Genomic DNA, 14,802 nt, shown 5'->3' on the forward strand with positions numbered 1-14,802 from the left:
TCCTTGTTTGCACAGAGCCTGTTCGAGAATGCGCTGGCGTGAGTCGGCTGGTGGTGGTTTCGAGAACCGGAGCGCAGCGGACGTTTGGGTCCGTGAGCACCGGAAGCGCAGAAACCGCCATCAGGCGGCCACGCCAGTAGCGTTATCGGACAGGCTCTCATCCCTGGGCCGAGGCGCTGGCCGCACTCTCCGGCCGCCACACCAGGAGCCGCCGCTCGATCACCGAGACGACGGCGTCGATCGCCACCACGAAGGCCGCCAGCACCAGCATGCCGGAGAACACGCCGACCACGTCGAACACGCCCTCGGCCTGGGCGATGCGGTAGCCGAGCCCGGCGGTGGCGCCGAGATATTCGCCGACCACGGCGCCGACCAGGGCGAACCCAACCGAGGTGTGCAGGCTGGAGAACACCCAGGACAGCGCGGACGGCATGTAGACGTGGCGCAGCAGCTGCCGGTCGCTCATCCCCATCATCCGGGCATTGGCCAGGATGGTCGGGCTGACCTCGCGCACGCCCTGGTAGACGTTGAAGAACACGATGAAGAAGACGAGGCTTACACCGAGCGCGACCTTCGACCAGATGCCGAGGCCGAACCAAAGCGCGAAGATCGGCGCCAGCACCACCCGGGGCAGCGCGTTGGCCGCCTTGATGTAGGGGTCGAACACCGCCGCCGCCGTCGCCCGCCGCGCGAACCAGAAGCCGAGCGCGACGCCACCCAGCGCCCCGATGGCGAAGGACAGCACGGTCTCCAGCAGGGTGACGCCGAGATGCCGCCAGATCACGCCGGAGGCGAAGTCGCGCCAGGTCCGCTCGATCACGCCCAGCGGGGTGGCGAAGAAGAACGGGTCGAGGATCTTCGTCGCCGTCAGCACATGCCACAGCCCCAGCCCGATCACGGCGACCGCGATCTGCCAGGCGAGGATGCGGCCCTTGCTTGCGGCTTCAGACGACATCGCCATAGGCCTTCATCACCTCGTCCTTCAGCGCCGCCCAGATCGCCCGGTGCAGCGCCACGAATTCCGGCTCGTGCCGGGATTCGGCCAGCTCGCGCGGCCGCGACAGCGCCACCCGATGGTCGGCGATGATCCGCGCCTGCGGCCCGGCCGACAGCACCACCACCCGGTCGGCCAAGGCGATCGCCTCCTCCAGGTCGTGGGTCACGAACAGCACCGCCTTGCGCTCGGCCGACCACAGCGACAGCAGCAGGTCGCCCATCACAATCCGGGTCTGGGCATCGAGCGGGCCGAAGGGTTCATCCATCAGCAGCAGCTTGGGTTCCAGGATCAGCATCTGGGCCAGGGCGACGCGCTTCTTCTGCCCGCCGGACAGCTGGTGCGGATAGCGGTCGCCCATCGGCGCCAGCCCGACCCGCGTCAGCCAGGCCTGGGCCCGGTCGCGCGCCTCCACCTTTGCCACGCCGCGGACCGACAGGCCGACGGCCACATTGTCGCGTGCGGTCTTCCACGGCATCAGCGAGTCCGCCTGGAACAGGTATCCGGCGTCGCGGTTCAGCCCCGCCAGCGGCCGGCCGAACACGGCGCAGCCGCCGCTGGCGGCCGGCACCAGCCCGGCGGCGACGTTCAGCAGGGTCGACTTGCCGCAGCCGGTCGGCCCGACGATGGCGGTGAACTCACCGTCGGCGACCACCAGGTCGGTCTCGGACAGGGCGACATAGCGCCCGCCGCCCTTCAGCGGATAGGCGACGGAGATTCCGGAAAACGCGATGGCCGGCGGGGCGTTCTCGCTCCGCGCCGACCCGGCGGTACTCTGCACCCTGCCTGCCTCCCTCGGACCATCAGCCCTGTGCGGGTCTTGTCGGACAAGGCGGCAAGTCTGTCCAGTTCCGGCGCGGCTTTCCAGTCAAACCACGGTGCCCGGGCGTGATGGCTGCCATCCTGGCCGGCGCATGCCTCCTCCGCCCGCCCGGCCGGCCGAACCGGCTCGACAAGCGCGATATGTCCGATCATTTTGGGGCAGCACCCGTGACCCGAACCGGACGGATGATGAAAGCGATCCTCTGCGAGAAGCCCGAGACCCTGCGCCTGATCGATCGGCCGGAGCCGCAGCGGCGGCCGGGCGAGGTGCTGGTGCGGATCCGCCGGGTCGGCATCTGCGGCACCGACTATCACATCTACAAGGGCAACCAGCCCTACTTCGAGTACCCCCGCGTCATCGGGCACGAGCTGGGCGCCGAGGTGGCGGAGGCCGATGTCGGCAGCGTCTTCCGGCCCGGCCAGGTCGTCAGCATCCAGCCCTACCTGCATTGCGGCACCTGCGTCGCCTGCCGCCGCGGCCGCACCAATTGCTGCCAGACCCTGTCGGTGCTGGGCGTGCATCGCGACGGCGGCCTGTGCGAATGGCTGTCGGTGCCGGAGGAGAACGTGGTCCCGGCCGACGGCCTGAGCCTGGACCAGGCCGCGATGGTCGAGTTCCTGGCGATCGGCGCGCATGGCATCCGCCGCGGCGCCTCCGGCCCCGGCGACCGGGTGCTGGTGGTCGGGGCCGGGCCGATCGGCATCGCCGCGACCATCTTCGCCAAGCTGCGCGGCGCCGAGGTCAGCGTGCTGGACCTGCATCCCGGCCGCCTGGCGTTCAGCCGCGACGTGCTGAAGGCCGACGCGGTGTTCGAGGGCGGCGGCGACATCGACGACCGGCTGAAGCGGGCGACGGGCGGCGACTTCTTCGACCTGGTGGTCGACGCCACCGGCAGCCCGGCGGCGATGCGCAAGGGCTTCTCCTACGTCGCGCATGCCGGCGCCTATGTGCTGCTGAGCATCGTGCGCGACGAGATCGGCTTCTCCGACCCCGAATTCCACAAGCGCGAGACCACGCTGCTGGCCAGCCGCAACGCCACGCGCGAGGATTTCGAGCATGTGCTGGCGGCGATGCAGGCCGGGAAGGTGCCGAGCGCGGCGCTGGCCAGCCATCGCGGCGGCCTCGCCGACGTGCCGGCGCTGGTGCCGGGCTGGGCCCGGCCCGAGGCCGGGGTGATCAAGGCGCTGGTCGAGGTCTGACCCCGGCCGGCGCCTGCGGCCTAGCCGCAGCGGGCCAGCAGCGTGGTGGCGGCGGCAGGGCCGATCGCCGCCAGCGGCGCCGCGAACACGGCCTCGTCATCCTCGGCGGCGGCGACGAGCCACTGCAACGCGTACCGCATGTCGCCCGCCTCGCGGTCGGTCAGCGGCGTGACCGGCATCGGTCCGCCGAACGCGACCCGCCGGTCGGGCGGCAGCTCGAGATAGTTCCAGGCGGAGATGGCGCCTTCCGGAATGCCGCGGACTAGGAAATCGTAGCCGCAGCGTAGGAAATGGATCTCCCAGTGATCCAGGTCGCAGTCGAGCTTTTCCAAATACCGCTGTGCCAATGAAGCCGAGAACAAGTCGTAGTAGCTGAATACTCCGCGATGCATGACATGACCTCGACTGACCCGGCGCCATCCCCGGTGAGGATCAGCATGCCGACTGAGCGTTAACCGTCCGTGAACCGACGGAAGTGACGGTTGAAGCCGTGGTTCGACTGGGCCGGCCCCTGGCCGACACCGGTGGCCGTGTCGGGGGCCGCGCGCGACGCCTGGCCGGTGTGGTGGAACGGCCGGGCCCGCTGATCCAGCCGCTGCTTCAGCTTGCGCACCTCGTCCTGCAGCCGGGCGTTCTCGCTGCGCAGCTGCCGCATCCGCGAATCCGCGGCGGCCAGCCGGTCGGTGAACGGGTCCTTCCATTGCGACCGGATCGGCCGCGGCGCCCGCGCCGGCGCCAGCAGGTCCCACCAGGTCCAGCCGCTTCCGCGCACCAGCTTGTCGGCCGCCAGCGCTGCCGCCGCGCGTTCGCCATCGTGGTCGGAGCCGAGCATCCCCAGGATCCGGATCAACCGCGCCAGGTCGCCTTTGCGCATCCCCTCATTCCCTCCCGCTGCCTGAAGCGGAGAGATGACGCCGGGCCGCGATTTTTCAAACCGACGCCGCGCCGACCCTGCCCTGCCGGCTCTCGTCTGGTCAGATGCGGTCGGATTTGCTAATGTCCAACCATCGAACAGCGATGGGCCGCCCGGGCAACCGGCGCGGCCCGCTTCGTTTCGGAGGCCCGCGGGACGCTTGCAGCCGGGCCGCCCCGCCGCCACCATGCGCCGGACAACACCGAGACCGAAGAGTCCGCATGACCGAGACGCGCCGCCGCCCGGAGACCGCGAAGACCCCACCGGCGCAGCGTTCGGCGGCGGATGATGCGGCCGACGCGCCGATCGACCCGGACCAGCAGCAACAGATCCGCATCGCCTGGGCCTATTTCGTCGAAGGGCTGACCCAGGCCGAGATCGCCGAGCGCCTGGGGCTGACCCGCCTGCGCGTCAACCGCATCCTGCAGATCTGCCGCGAGACCGGCATCATCCAGATCCGCATCCAGTCGCCCCTCGCCTCCTGCGTCGCGCTGGAACGCGCGCTGATCCGCCGCTACGGGCTGCGCGACGCGGTGGTGGTGCCGACGCCGCGCGACGAGGGCAAGATCCGGGCGGCGATCGGGGTCGCCCTCGGCGGCTATGTCGAGAACGCGGTGCATGACGGCATGCTGGTCGGCATCGGCTGGGGCCAGACCCTGCGGCTGGGCCTGCAGTCGATGCGGCGGCGGCGGATGACCGACCTGTCCGTGGTCTCGCTGATCGGCAGCATGACCCGCGGGTCGGGCGAGAACACCTTCGAGATCGCCTCGCGCTTCGCCGACCTGCACGATGCCGACCGCTTCTACCTCGCCGCCCCGGTCTATGCCGACGACGAGACCCAGCGCGACAGCCTGCTGGGCCGCGGCGTGCTGCGCGGCATCTACGACAAGGCGAAATCGGCCGATCTGGCCCTGATCAGCGTCGGCAACGTCTCGGACCACAACATGATGCTGGCGCTGGGCATCGTCGACCGCGAGGCGGCGGCCTTGCGCGCGGCCGGCGCTGTCGGCGACATCCTGGGCAACTGGCTGGACGCCGAGGGCCGGCCGGTCGACCATCCGCTGAACCGGCGCATGGTCTCGCTGTCGCTCGACGACCTCGCGCGGATCCCGGCCGTGGTGCTGGCCTCAGGCGGCCCCTACAAGTTCGAGATCATTCGCGCCGCGCTGCGCCGCCGCTGCGTCAACGTGCTGATCACCGACGAGAGGCTGGCGGAACGGCTTGCGGAAGACCGCGAAGGCTGAGAAGACTGGGCCCCGCATCGGCGCCGCCCGGCGCCCCCTCCGCAACGCGGGCTGACATCATGGATTTCCAAGGCAGGCACTTCCTCTCCACGCGCGAGCTGACCCGCGACTCGCTGGGGGCCGTGTTCCGCGTCGCCGACCTCCTGGCCCCGGTCGCCCAGGGCCGCGCCACCACAAGGGTGCTGGAGGGCGCGGTGCTGGGCAGCCTGTTCTTCGAGGCCTCGACCCGGACCCGGCTGAGCTTCGAGGCTGCGTTCCAGCGCCTCGGCGGCGCCGTGGTCAACACCACTGGCTTCACCTTCTCCTCGATCGCCAAGGGCGAGTCGATCTACGACACCGCCCGGGTGGTCAGCGGCTATGTCGACGCGGTGGTGATGCGCCACCCGGAAGAGCGGGCGATCCATGAATTCGCCGAGGCGACCCACATTCCGGTGATCAACGGCGGCAACGGCGCCGGCGAGCACCCGACCCAGGCGCTGCTCGACATCTACACCATCGAGAAGGAGTTCGCGCGCATCGGCCGGCCGGTCGACGGCGCCCGCATCGCCCTGGTCGGCGACCTGAAATACGGCCGCACCGTGCATTCGCTGATCCACATCCTGTCGCTGTACCAGGGCCTGCAGCTGAGCCTGGTGGCGCCGGAGCCGCTGCGCATGCCGGCGGAGCTGGTCGAGCACGCCCGCAGCCGCGGCCATACCATCGTCGAGCATGACGAGGTGGCGCGCGGCGTGACCGGCGCCGACCTGATCTACGCCACCCGGGTGCAGAAGGAGCGCTTCGCCGAGGGCGAGCTGTCGGCCGACTACGCGCCGGACTTCCAGATCAGCCTGGGCATCCTCAACGCCCACGGCACGCCGCACACCATCGTGATGCACCCGCTGCCGCGCGACAGCCGGCCGGGCGCCAACGACCTGGCCCAGGACCTCAACACCGACCCCCGCCTGGCCATTTTCCGCCAGACCGACAACGGCGTGCCGGTGCGCATGGCGCTGTTCGCCCTGACCCTGGGCGTCGCCGACGGCATCGAGAAGAGCTTCCAGCCGGCCCGCTGGTGGCGGCCGGAACGGATCGGCCCCGACGACGCCGAGTTCTACCGGCCGGGGAAGACCGGGGCGTAAGCCCCTCCCCTACTTCACCGCACCCATCGTCAGGCCGCGGACCAGCTGGCGCGACACGATCAGGGCGAAGACGATCACCGGCAGCACGATCAGCGTGCCGGTGGCCATGATCTCGCCCCAGGGCAAATCGTAGCCGCTCATGAAGCTGGTCGCCGCCACCGGCGCCGTGCGGCTGGCGCTGCGCGTCAGCACCAGGGCGTAGAGCAGCTCGTTCCAGGAGAAGATGAAGGAGAAGATCGCCGAGACCGCGACGCCCGGCGCCGCCAGCGGCAGGGCGATGCGCAGGAACACGGCGAAGCGCGAGGCGCCGTCGATCCGCGCCGCATCGTCCAGATCGCGCGGAATGCCGCGGAACTGGTCGGCGCAGATCCACACCACGATCGGCAGGTTGAAGGTGAGGTACAGCAGGATCAGCACCAGATGGGTGTCGATCAGGTTCAGGCTGCGGGCCAGCAGGAAGATCGGCAGCGCCAGCACGATCGGGCTGACCATGCGGTTGGTGATGAACCAGAACCACAGGTCGGCCTTGCCGCGGAATTCGAACCGCGCCAGGGCGTAGGCCGCCGGGGTGCCGAGCAGGATGGCCAGCGCCGTGGTCGAGACCGCGACGATGATCGAGTTGAGCAGGCTGGGGCCGACATCCTTGGGCCCGAGCACGGCGCGGTAATGGTCCAGCGTCGGCTCGAACAACCACACCGGCGGCGAGGCCAGGGCCACCGCCTGGTCCTTCAGGCTGGTCGTGACCATCCAGTAGAACGGGAAGACGCAGGCCAGGGCGATGGCGATCAGCGCCAGCGCGTGCCAGATCGAGACGCGGATCCGGGGCCCGCGGCCGCCGCCCTGCATCGGTGCCGCCATCACTCCACCTCCTGGTAGACCAGGCGGATATACATCCGCGACAGCACGATGGTGAGGATCAGCAGCAGCACCGCCTGGGCTGAGGCCACGCCCTGGTCGAACACCCGGAAGCCGACGCGCTGGATGGTGATCGAGATCAACTCGGTCGCCGCCCCCGGGCCGCCGCGGGTCATGGTGAAGATCATGTCGAACAGCTTCAGCGTGTCGGCGGTGCGCAGGATCAGCACCGCGGTGATGCCGGGCATCAGGAACGGCAGCTGGACATGGCGCAGGATGTGCCGGAACCGCCGCGTCTCCAGCCGCGCCGCCTCCTCGATCTCCGGCGGCACCATGGTCAGCCCGGCCAGCAGCACCAGGGCGCAGAACGGCGTCCACTGCCAGATGTCCATGATCGCGATCGAGACGAAGGCGAAGCTGGGGTCGCCGAGCCATTCGACCGGGGGGATCCCGACCAGGCCGAGGAACCAGTTCACCACGCCGAAGTCGCGGTTGAAGATCAGCCGGCCGATCAGCCCGACCACGGCATAGGTGGTGGCCATCGGGATCACCAGGCTGAGCCGGGCCAGGGTCTTCAGGAAGGGCAGCCCCGGCTTGTGTAGCAGCAGGGCGACGCCGAGGCCGAGCAGCAGTTCCGCCGGCAGCACGATGGCCAGGAACAGCAGGGTGCGGCCCAGCGCGTCCCAGAAGGTCGGGTCGGCCAGCACCGACAGGTAGTTCTCCAGCCCGACGAAGGGCGTCCCTTCGCGTGGGATCTTCGGCAGGATCACCTGGTGCAGCGAATTCCACAGTGCATAGAGCGTGGGGAAGATGCCGATCGCCAGCAGGGCGATCACGGCCGGGGCGAGGAACCAGACCGGGGTCCAGCGGCTTTCGAGACGATGCGCCATGCGGGTCCTATTCGAGATTGGTGTGCCGCGCCCGCATCGCCTCGGGCGCGATGCCGAGGCGGTCGCGCAGCGCCAGCACGACCAGCTCGAACAGCAGGAACTGCGCGCCCTCGTACAGGCTGCCCATCGGCAGCACCGAGGCGACGGCAGGGCCTGTATCGTTGGCCATGGTCTGGGCCGGCAGCACGAACACGGTGTCGGCCAGCGCCGCGGCGCTGCCTTGCGGCTGGGCGGTGAACAGCAGCGTCCGCGCCCCGGCATCCCGGGCGATGCGCATCAGCCCGTCGATGGTGGCGAAGCCGCCGGGCCCGGCGCTGACCACCAGCAGGTCGCCTGGCCCGACCGGCGGGGCACTCATGTCGCCGACGACATGGGCGTCGAGGCCGAGATGGTACAGGCGCATCGCCAGCGCCCGCATCATCAGCCCCTCGCGGCCGACGCCATGGCAGACGACCCGGCCGGCGCCGGCCAGGGCGTCGAGCACCGGGTCGATGGCATCGGGGTCGAGCCGGCGGAACACGCCGCCGATCTCGTCCAGCGCCACTTCCGCCAGGGCGCCCAGGGTGTCGGGCATCGAAAACTCTCCCGTTCGGTTCCTGGTGTGCCTCTCCCGCTTGCGGGAGAGGCCGGAACCGCGTTGGCGGTTCCGGGTGAGGGTGTTTGTCGAGGCCAGTGCCCACCCTCACCCGGTCTCGCTGTGCGAGCCCGGCCTCTCCCGCCAGGCGGGAGAGGCAACACGAGAGCTACACCCGGACCGAACTCGACCCGATCATTCCACCATCCAGCCTACTGCAGCTTCTCCTTCTTGCCGTCGTAGTATCCGGCCTTCTGCAGCACCGCCTCCATGCGCTCGCCGATCTTCTGGGCGCCGGATTCGGTGGTCTCCTCGCCCAGCATGATCTTGGTGCCGAATTCGGCGACGATCTCGGAGATCGCCGGCCATTCCGGGAAGCGCGGCCGGAACGACGGCACGCCGCCCTGCCAGGATTCCACCGTCGGCGCCACGAAGGCGTACTTGGCCTTGATCGCCGGGTCGTCATAGACCGCGGTGCGGCCGGAGACGCCACCGGCCTCGACATAGGGCTTGGCCATCGCCTCGGACGTCACCCACTGGATGAACAGCCAAGACGCCTTCTGCTCCGCCTCGCTCGACTGCGAGGCGACGCCGAGCGAGAAGCCGCCCAGCGCCGGCTTCAGACCGGCCTCGCCCTTCGGCTCGGTGGCCACGCCCAGGCAGTCGCCCAGCTTCGAGGTCGCCGGGTCGACCAGGGTGGAATAGAAGGACGACCATTCCGTGATCATCGCCACCTGGCCCTGGGCCAGCGCGTTGACCGATTCCGCATGGTCGAAATCGACGATGCCCGGCGGCATGATCTTCATCAGATCCTGCCGGAACTTCAGCCCCTTTTGCGACTCCGCGGAGGTGAGATTGGACTTGAAGTCGGCATTGAGCAGCGACCCGCCGAACGGCCACAGCACGCGCATGAAGCTGTCGGCCGACTGGGTCTCGCCGCGGCGCGACTGCAGGGCATAGGCGTATTTGCCGTCATGGGTCAGCTTCGGCCCGTAGGTGTTGAGCAGCTCGTCCCAGGTCGCCGGCGGCTTGTCGAAGCCGGCGTCCTTGAGCATGCACTTGTTGTAGAACAGCAGGCCCGAGTAGTTGTCGAAGGGCAGGCCGTACAGCTCCTTGTTCCAGGTGCCGAAGCTCTCCAGCAGGATCGGGAAGAAGCCCTTCAGGTTCAGCGCCGGATCGGCCAGGGCCGGGTCGTCGGTGAACTTCTTGAGCGGCACCAGCCAGCCGCTGTCGGCGTATTCGCCGATCCAGACGACATCGGTGAGGACCACGTCGATCTCACCACCGGCCGTGAAATCAAGCACTTCACGCTCGCGGCTGTTCTCGTAGGGCAGGATCTCGTACTCGACCTTGATCCCGGTCTCCTGCTCGAACTGCGGCAGCAGCTGGATCGCGGCGCGGTAGCCCGGGCGATCCAGGAAGATCGCCTTGATGGTGGTGCCCTTGTAGGGCGCCGACGCCTCCTTCAGGCTCCAGGCCATGGCCTGGCCTGCGGCCAGCAGTGCGGCGATGGCTGCACCGGCAAACAACAGCTTCTTCATTGGACTAGCCTCCCTTTCTGATATGTCGCCTGCGGCCGAACCCGGCCGATCAGGGTTCCCGCCCGTTCGGATGGACGATTGCGCCGTCCTCTCGAGCAAGCCGAACATTTGTATCTCTACGAATACACTCGTCCGGCGCAAGAACGGCTGTCAAGCCCAGCCGCTAGCGCTCCAGCAGCGCGCGGCAGGCGCCCAGCCGGGCCTGCCAGCCCTCACGCTCCAGCTCCGGCACCACCTCCTCGGTTTCGGGAAAGCCGATGCAGAGATAGCCGACCAGATGCCAGTCGGGCGGCACCTCGAGCAGCGCGGTCACCGCCTCCGGCTCCAGGATCGAGACCCAGCCGATTCCGACGCCCTCGATCCGGGCGGCCAGCCACAGCGTGTGGATGGCGGTGACGACGGAATGGTCCAGCGTCTCCGGCATGGTCTGGCGGCCCAGCCCCAGCCCCTGCCCGGTCGACCGGTCGCAGAACACGGCGAGCTGCACCGGCGCCTCCTCCAGCCCCGCCAGCTTCAGCCGGCGATACTGCCCGGCCCGCTCGTCGTCATACCCGGCCGCAGCATCGGCGTTGCAGCGGCTGAACACCGTCCGCACCGCGGCGCGGCGCGCGGGATCCGCCACCGCGACGAAGCGCCAGGGCTGACTGTTGCCGACCGAGGGGGCGAGGCAGGCGAGGTCGAGCAGCCGGTCGAGCAGCCCGGGCGGCAGCGGATCGCGGCGGAACCGGCGCACGTCGCGGCGCCAGCGCAGCAATTCGACGAAGCGGTTGCGGAAGTCGGGCGGAAAGTCGGGGCCGGGCACGATTCGCTCCCTGGCGGCAGGTCGGCCCAGCTATAGCCGACCGCTCATGGCTTGGGGAACAGCTCCGCTGTGCGACCCGTCGCCCAATAGGCCACGAGGCCGATCCATTCATGGATGGCGACGTTGAGGACGCTCATCTGGTCGACCAGGTCGGCGCGCGGCAGCAGGGCCGGCGGCAGGCCGCGATAGTCCACCGGCCACGGCACCACGGTCCAACCGGCCTTGCGGAACAGCGCCATCGCCCGAGGCATGTGGAAGGCGCTGGTGACCAGCACCCAATGCTGCCCGGCCTGGGGCTGCAGCAGCTGCTTCAGCAGCAGCACATTCTCGTCGGTGTTGCGGGCCTGGCCCTCCAGCACCAGCCGGCTTTCCGCCAGCCCGGCCATCAGCATGGCGTCGCGGAAGATGTCCGACTGCGCCGGCACGCCGTTCCAGGGATCGCCTAGCCCGCCGGAGAACACCACCTGCGCATCCGGGAAGCGGCGGGCCAGGTCCAGGGCGGCGAACAGCCGCTCGCCGCTGTCGTTCAGCATCGGCTCGCCCCGCGCGCCGGACAGCTGGTTCAGCTCGGCGCCGCCCAACACGATGATGCCGTCGACCACCGGCGGCAGCTCTTCCTTCCGGAACCGGTTCTCCAGCGGCAGGATCATGAGGTCGCCGACGGGCAGGACGCAGATCGCGGTGAAGGCCACGGCCAGCGCGATGACCAGGCGCCGCGCCACGCGGCGGGAGCCGTAGAGGAATCCGGCCACGGCCAGCAGCAGCGCCAGGAGCACCAGGCCGAGCGGCTGCACGAAGAACCAGATCAGTTTGGACAGGAAGAAGAACACCGCTCACCCGCCGGGCGTGGGGCCCAGGAATGGCGGATCGCGGCCGAAGATGCAACCCATCGGCCCATGCGCGGGTTGACGCGGAGACGCGGCGTCCGCACATGGGCTACTCTGTCTGACTCGGGCCGACCGGAGCACACCGCCCCTTCATGGAGCTGTTTTCGACCGACCTCTTCGATCGCGCCGGCGAGTTGTTCGACCGCCGCATCCGCCTTGGTGTGACCGGCCTGAGCCGGGCCGGCAAATCGGTGTTCATCGCCGCGCTGGTGCATGGGCTGACCGACCCGCGGCGGTTCGGGCTGCTCGACGCCGTGGCCGAGGACAGGCTGCGCGCCGCGCTGCTGCGGCCGCAGCCGCACCTGGAACTGCCGCGCTTCGCCTATGAGGAGGCGGTGGCGCGGCTGACCGGCGCCGGCGGGCACCCCGACTGGCCGGCCAGCACCCGCAACGTGGCGGAACTACGCCTGTCCCTGCGCTTCGCCCCCAAGAGCGGGCTGCGCAGCCTGCTGGGCGACCAGCTGCTGCATCTCGACATCTTCGACTATCCCGGCGAATGGCTGATCGACCTGCCGCTGCTGCAGCGCGACTACGCCTCCTGGGCCGAGGAGACGCTGGCCCTGGCCGCATCAGGGGTGCGGGCGCCGCTGTCGCAGGGCTGGCGCGAGGCGATCGCCGCCCTCGACCCCGCCGGGCCGGCCAGGGAGACCGACGCCATCGAGGTCGCCCGGCTGTACACCGACTACCTCCGCAGCTGCCGCACCCATGCCATTCCGCTGAGCCGGCTGCAGCCGGGGCGGTTCCTGCTACCGGGCGACCTCGAAGGCTCGCCCGCCCTCACCTTCTGCCCGCTGCCGCGGCCGCGCGAGACGCCGCGCGGGTCGCTGTGGCGGCTGATGGAGGAGCGGTTCGAGGGCTACAAGGCCAAGGTGATCAGCCCGTTCTTCCGCGACCATTTCAGCCGGCTCGACCGCCAGATCGTGCTGGTCGACCTCCTGTCGCACCTCGCCGCCGGGCCGGAGAGCCTGGAGGATCTCGGCCGCGCCATGGACGACATCCTGGGCTGCTTCCGGACCGGCGGCGTCAACTGGCTGTGGCCGTTCGAGACCCGGGTGCGCAAGGTGCTGTTCGCGGCGACCAAGGCCGACCACCTGCCGCGCGAGGGGCATGAGCCGCTGGTCGGGCTGATGGACGAGCTGCTGCAGCAGAGCGTGCGCCGCACCGCCTTCCAGGGCGCCACCGCGCGGTCGATGGCGATCGCCTCGCTGCGCGCCACCCGCGAGGTCGACGTCAAGCACGAGGGCGAGACTTTGCGCTGCGTCGCCGGGACGATCGAGCCGGGCGGCAAGCCGGTCGCCGCCTTCCCCGGGGCGCTGCCGCGCAGCCTGCGCGAGGCCCGTGGCGGCGGCCGCTTCGGCGCCCAGCGCTTCCTGCCGCCGGCCGATCTCGGCGCCGACGGCCAGCCCTGGCCGCACATCCGGCTGGACGGGGCGCTGCAGTTCCTGATCGGGGAAGACCTGGCATGACCCGGCCGCCATTGATTCTCGACGAACTGCCCGAGGCGGAGGGGCGGCAGACGCCAGCCCCGGCCGTGTTCCGGCTCGACCAGGCCGAGGCGGTGGCGGTCGAGGACGACCCGGTCCCGGCCGCGCCGGAAGCCTCCGATCCCGGCCTGTACCGCCGCCGCAGCCCGGGCAGCGTCGCCCTGCGCATCGCCTTCGGGGCGCTGACCGGCCTGGTGGGCCTGGGCATCGGCCTGTGGATCGAGCGCCTGGTCACCGACCTCTTGAGCCAGGGCGGGCCGCTGCAGGCGGCGACGCTGGTGCTGCTCGGCATCGCCGGGATCGGCATCCTGGTCTGGGCCGGCTGGGAGCTGCTGGCGCTGCGTCGGCTGGGCCGGGTCGAGGCGATCCGCAGCCTGGCCCGGGCCGCAGCCAGCGGCGATGCGGCCGCGGCCGAGGCGGTGGTGGCGCGCTTCCGCGGCCTGCACGGCAGCGGTCCGGCCGCCGACGGCATCGCCCGGCTGGAGCGCGAGCGCGACGAGCTGCGCGACCCTGCCGACCTGATCGCGCTGCTGGAGATCCACGCCCAGCGCCCGATCGACGCCGCCTGCCGCGCCACCATCGCGGCCACGGCGCGGCGTACCGCGCTGATCACCACGGTCACGCCCTTCGCCGTGGTCGACATGATCGTGTCCGGCGCGCTGAACCTGCGGATGATCCGGCGGATCGCCGAGATCCAGGGCTTCCGGCCCGGCCTGTTCGCCACGCTGTCGCTGATCCGGCGGGTGGCGACCACGCTGCTGATCGCCGGCGGGGTCGAGGCCGCCAACGACTATCTCGGCGATTTCCTGGGCGCCGGCCTGCTGCGCTCCTTCGGCCGCCGCGCCGGCGAGGGCGCGATCAACGGCATCCTCAGCGTGCGCATCGGCCTGGCCGCGATGAAGGTGTGCCGCCCCCTGCCCTATCTGCGCGACCACCCACCCGGCACCATGAGCCTGGCCAAGGCGATCTTCGGCGCCGAGACGGGGCCGAAGGGCAAGGACTAGGCACCCGCGGGGCGTCACTCCGATAGACGAATGCCATTCTCCTGGCACCAAACCTGAAGAGCTTCCTCGACGGTGCGCTCTTCGTAATCGTGCCAGCGATCGAGCGCGCCCCGCGATTCCAGCAGCCGCTTGAACTGCCCATACGCGCCCTTTCGCCGGAATATGTCCTCGACCGTGTCGAGGTCGCCGGGCAGCTCGCGATCGACGAAGCGCAGGACCAGGTCCCGGCCGAGATCGAGTTCGTTCTTGTGCGGAATGGCAAGGTAGCGATCGGAGGTCTCCACGTCGTCCGGAGCCACGTCCTCCTCCATGATGTCGGCAAAGTCCGAGACCAGGTGGATTTTCCCGGTGTCGAGCGAGACATAGGCCTTGTTCTCGCCGAAGCCGCCGGTGCTGACGAACTCATAGGCAAGTCGCAATTCGGTGCGATCGATCGTGACCGGGTCTTTCGATGCCATCGGGCGCTCTCCTCGA

The 14,802-nt window shown here is 70.0% G+C and carries 16 protein-coding genes; 5 read left to right on the plus strand and 11 right to left on the minus strand.

What is annotated here, in order from left to right; all coding sequences use genetic code 11:
* Window positions 1-157: 157 nt before the first annotated feature.
* Both AB4112_RS23165 and AB4112_RS23170 read right to left on the minus strand, forming a co-directional pair.
* Window positions 158-955, minus strand: a complete 798-nt coding sequence (locus AB4112_RS23165; RefSeq protein WP_309794003.1) for an ABC transporter permease — start codon at window positions 953-955, stop codon at window positions 158-160.
* Window positions 945-1,775, minus strand: a complete 831-nt coding sequence (locus tag AB4112_RS23170; protein WP_441723282.1) for an ABC transporter ATP-binding protein — start codon at window positions 1,773-1,775, stop codon at window positions 945-947. Before AB4112_RS23170 ends, AB4112_RS23165 begins: the two co-directional genes overlap by 11 nt.
* A gap of 227 nt (window positions 1,776-2,002) precedes the next feature.
* Here AB4112_RS23170 and AB4112_RS23175 point away from each other — a divergent pair, with 227 nt between their 5' ends.
* Window positions 2,003-3,016 (plus strand): zinc-binding alcohol dehydrogenase family protein, encoded by a 1,014-nt coding sequence (locus tag AB4112_RS23175; protein ID WP_441723284.1) that lies wholly within the window; start codon window positions 2,003-2,005, stop codon window positions 3,014-3,016.
* Window positions 3,017-3,036: 20 nt separating this feature from the next.
* Here the strand turns inward: AB4112_RS23175 and AB4112_RS23180 are convergent, their stop codons facing one another.
* Both AB4112_RS23180 and AB4112_RS23185 read right to left on the minus strand, forming a co-directional pair.
* On the minus strand, window positions 3,037-3,408 hold the full coding sequence (locus tag AB4112_RS23180; protein ID WP_441723286.1) for a hypothetical protein: 372 nt from the start codon (window positions 3,406-3,408) through the stop codon (window positions 3,037-3,039).
* 59 nt (window positions 3,409-3,467) lie between these two features.
* Window positions 3,468-3,890, minus strand: coding sequence for a hypothetical protein (locus AB4112_RS23185; RefSeq protein WP_441723288.1), 423 nt, complete (start codon window positions 3,888-3,890; stop codon window positions 3,468-3,470).
* A gap of 260 nt (window positions 3,891-4,150) precedes the next feature.
* Between AB4112_RS23185 and AB4112_RS23190 the strand changes: the two genes are divergently transcribed.
* Together AB4112_RS23190 and pyrB are read left to right on the plus strand one after the other, a co-directional pair.
* The gene (locus AB4112_RS23190; RefSeq protein ID WP_441723290.1) at window positions 4,151-5,173 is read left to right on the plus strand and encodes a sugar-binding transcriptional regulator; all 1,023 of its coding nucleotides are present in this window, start codon (window positions 4,151-4,153) and stop codon (window positions 5,171-5,173) included.
* A 59-nt stretch (window positions 5,174-5,232) separates the two neighbouring features.
* Entirely contained in the window at window positions 5,233-6,291 is a 1,059-nt protein-coding gene (pyrB, locus tag AB4112_RS23195) for an aspartate carbamoyltransferase (protein ID WP_441723292.1), read from the plus strand.
* A gap of 9 nt (window positions 6,292-6,300) precedes the next feature.
* On the opposite strand, the gene AB4112_RS23200 is transcribed toward pyrB, so the two are convergent.
* The 6 genes from AB4112_RS23200 to AB4112_RS23225 all read right to left on the minus strand — a co-directional run bounded on the left by AB4112_RS23200 (window position 6,301) and on the right by AB4112_RS23225 (window position 11,783).
* Window positions 6,301-7,149, minus strand: a complete 849-nt coding sequence (locus AB4112_RS23200) for a carbohydrate ABC transporter permease (protein WP_441723294.1) — start codon at window positions 7,147-7,149, stop codon at window positions 6,301-6,303.
* On the minus strand, window positions 7,149-8,036 hold the full coding sequence (locus AB4112_RS23205; protein WP_441723296.1) for a carbohydrate ABC transporter permease: 888 nt from the start codon (window positions 8,034-8,036) through the stop codon (window positions 7,149-7,151). Before AB4112_RS23205 ends, AB4112_RS23200 begins: the two co-directional genes overlap by 1 nt.
* A gap of 7 nt (window positions 8,037-8,043) precedes the next feature.
* Entirely contained in the window at window positions 8,044-8,610 is a 567-nt protein-coding gene (locus tag AB4112_RS23210) for an SIS domain-containing protein (RefSeq protein ID WP_441723298.1), read from the minus strand.
* A gap of 212 nt (window positions 8,611-8,822) precedes the next feature.
* Window positions 8,823-10,151 carry an ABC transporter substrate-binding protein gene (locus AB4112_RS23215; protein WP_441723300.1) on the minus strand — a complete coding sequence of 443 codons (1,329 nt, stop codon included), beginning with the start codon at window positions 10,149-10,151 and terminating at the stop codon, window positions 8,823-8,825.
* Window positions 10,152-10,314: 163 nt separating this feature from the next.
* A complete protein-coding gene (gene bluB / locus AB4112_RS23220; RefSeq protein WP_441723302.1) occupies window positions 10,315-10,953 on the minus strand; it encodes a 5,6-dimethylbenzimidazole synthase in 639 nt (212 codons plus the stop codon).
* A 44-nt stretch (window positions 10,954-10,997) separates the two neighbouring features.
* A complete protein-coding gene (locus tag AB4112_RS23225) occupies window positions 10,998-11,783 on the minus strand; it encodes a YdcF family protein (protein ID WP_441723304.1) in 786 nt (261 codons plus the stop codon).
* 149 nt (window positions 11,784-11,932) lie between these two features.
* On the opposite strand from AB4112_RS23225, the gene AB4112_RS23230 reads away from it, so the two are divergent.
* Entirely contained in the window at window positions 11,933-13,306 is a 1,374-nt protein-coding gene (locus tag AB4112_RS23230; protein WP_309793990.1) for a YcjX family protein, read from the plus strand.
* A complete protein-coding gene (locus AB4112_RS23235; protein WP_309793989.1) occupies window positions 13,303-14,328 on the plus strand; it encodes a TIGR01620 family protein in 1,026 nt (341 codons plus the stop codon). The genes AB4112_RS23230 and AB4112_RS23235 overlap by 4 nt, the downstream gene beginning before the upstream one ends.
* 14 nt (window positions 14,329-14,342) lie before the next feature.
* Here AB4112_RS23235 and AB4112_RS23240 read toward each other — a convergent pair whose 3' ends face one another.
* A complete protein-coding gene (locus tag AB4112_RS23240; RefSeq protein WP_309793988.1) occupies window positions 14,343-14,786 on the minus strand; it encodes a hypothetical protein in 444 nt (147 codons plus the stop codon).
* Window positions 14,787-14,802: the final 16 nt, after the last annotated feature.

It is taken from the genome of Inquilinus sp. 2KB_23 (assembly GCF_052115705.1).
GTDB classification, from domain to species: Bacteria; Pseudomonadota; Alphaproteobacteria; order DSM-16000; family Inquilinaceae; genus Inquilinus; species Inquilinus ginsengisoli_A.

Bases quoted from the DNA above. Each gene is read 5' to 3' on its own strand.
- AB4112_RS23165 (WP_309794003.1), bottom strand. From the start codon at position 955: ATGTCGTCTGAAGCCGCAAGCAAGGGCCGCATCCTCGCCTGGCAGATC.
- AB4112_RS23175 (WP_441723284.1), top strand. From the start codon at position 2,003: ATGATGAAAGCGATCCTCTGCGAGAAGCCCGAGACCCTGCGCCTGATC.
- AB4112_RS23180 (WP_441723286.1), bottom strand. From the start codon at position 3,408: ATGCATCGCGGAGTATTCAGCTACTACGACTTGTTCTCGGCTTCATTG.
- AB4112_RS23185 (WP_441723288.1), bottom strand. From the start codon at position 3,890: ATGCGCAAAGGCGACCTGGCGCGGTTGATCCGGATCCTGGGGATGCTC.
- AB4112_RS23190 (WP_441723290.1), top strand. From the start codon at position 4,151: ATGACCGAGACGCGCCGCCGCCCGGAGACCGCGAAGACCCCACCGGCG.
- pyrB (WP_441723292.1), top strand. From the start codon at position 5,233: ATGGATTTCCAAGGCAGGCACTTCCTCTCCACGCGCGAGCTGACCCGC.
- AB4112_RS23200 (WP_441723294.1), bottom strand. From the start codon at position 7,149: ATGGCGGCACCGATGCAGGGCGGCGGCCGCGGGCCCCGGATCCGCGTC.
- AB4112_RS23205 (WP_441723296.1), bottom strand. From the start codon at position 8,036: ATGGCGCATCGTCTCGAAAGCCGCTGGACCCCGGTCTGGTTCCTCGCC.
- AB4112_RS23210 (WP_441723298.1), bottom strand. From the start codon at position 8,610: ATGCCCGACACCCTGGGCGCCCTGGCGGAAGTGGCGCTGGACGAGATC.
- AB4112_RS23215 (WP_441723300.1), bottom strand. From the start codon at position 10,151: ATGAAGAAGCTGTTGTTTGCCGGTGCAGCCATCGCCGCACTGCTGGCC.
- AB4112_RS23230 (WP_309793990.1), top strand. From the start codon at position 11,933: ATGGAGCTGTTTTCGACCGACCTCTTCGATCGCGCCGGCGAGTTGTTC.
- AB4112_RS23235 (WP_309793989.1), top strand. From the start codon at position 13,303: ATGACCCGGCCGCCATTGATTCTCGACGAACTGCCCGAGGCGGAGGGG.
- AB4112_RS23240 (WP_309793988.1), bottom strand. From the start codon at position 14,786: ATGGCATCGAAAGACCCGGTCACGATCGATCGCACCGAATTGCGACTT.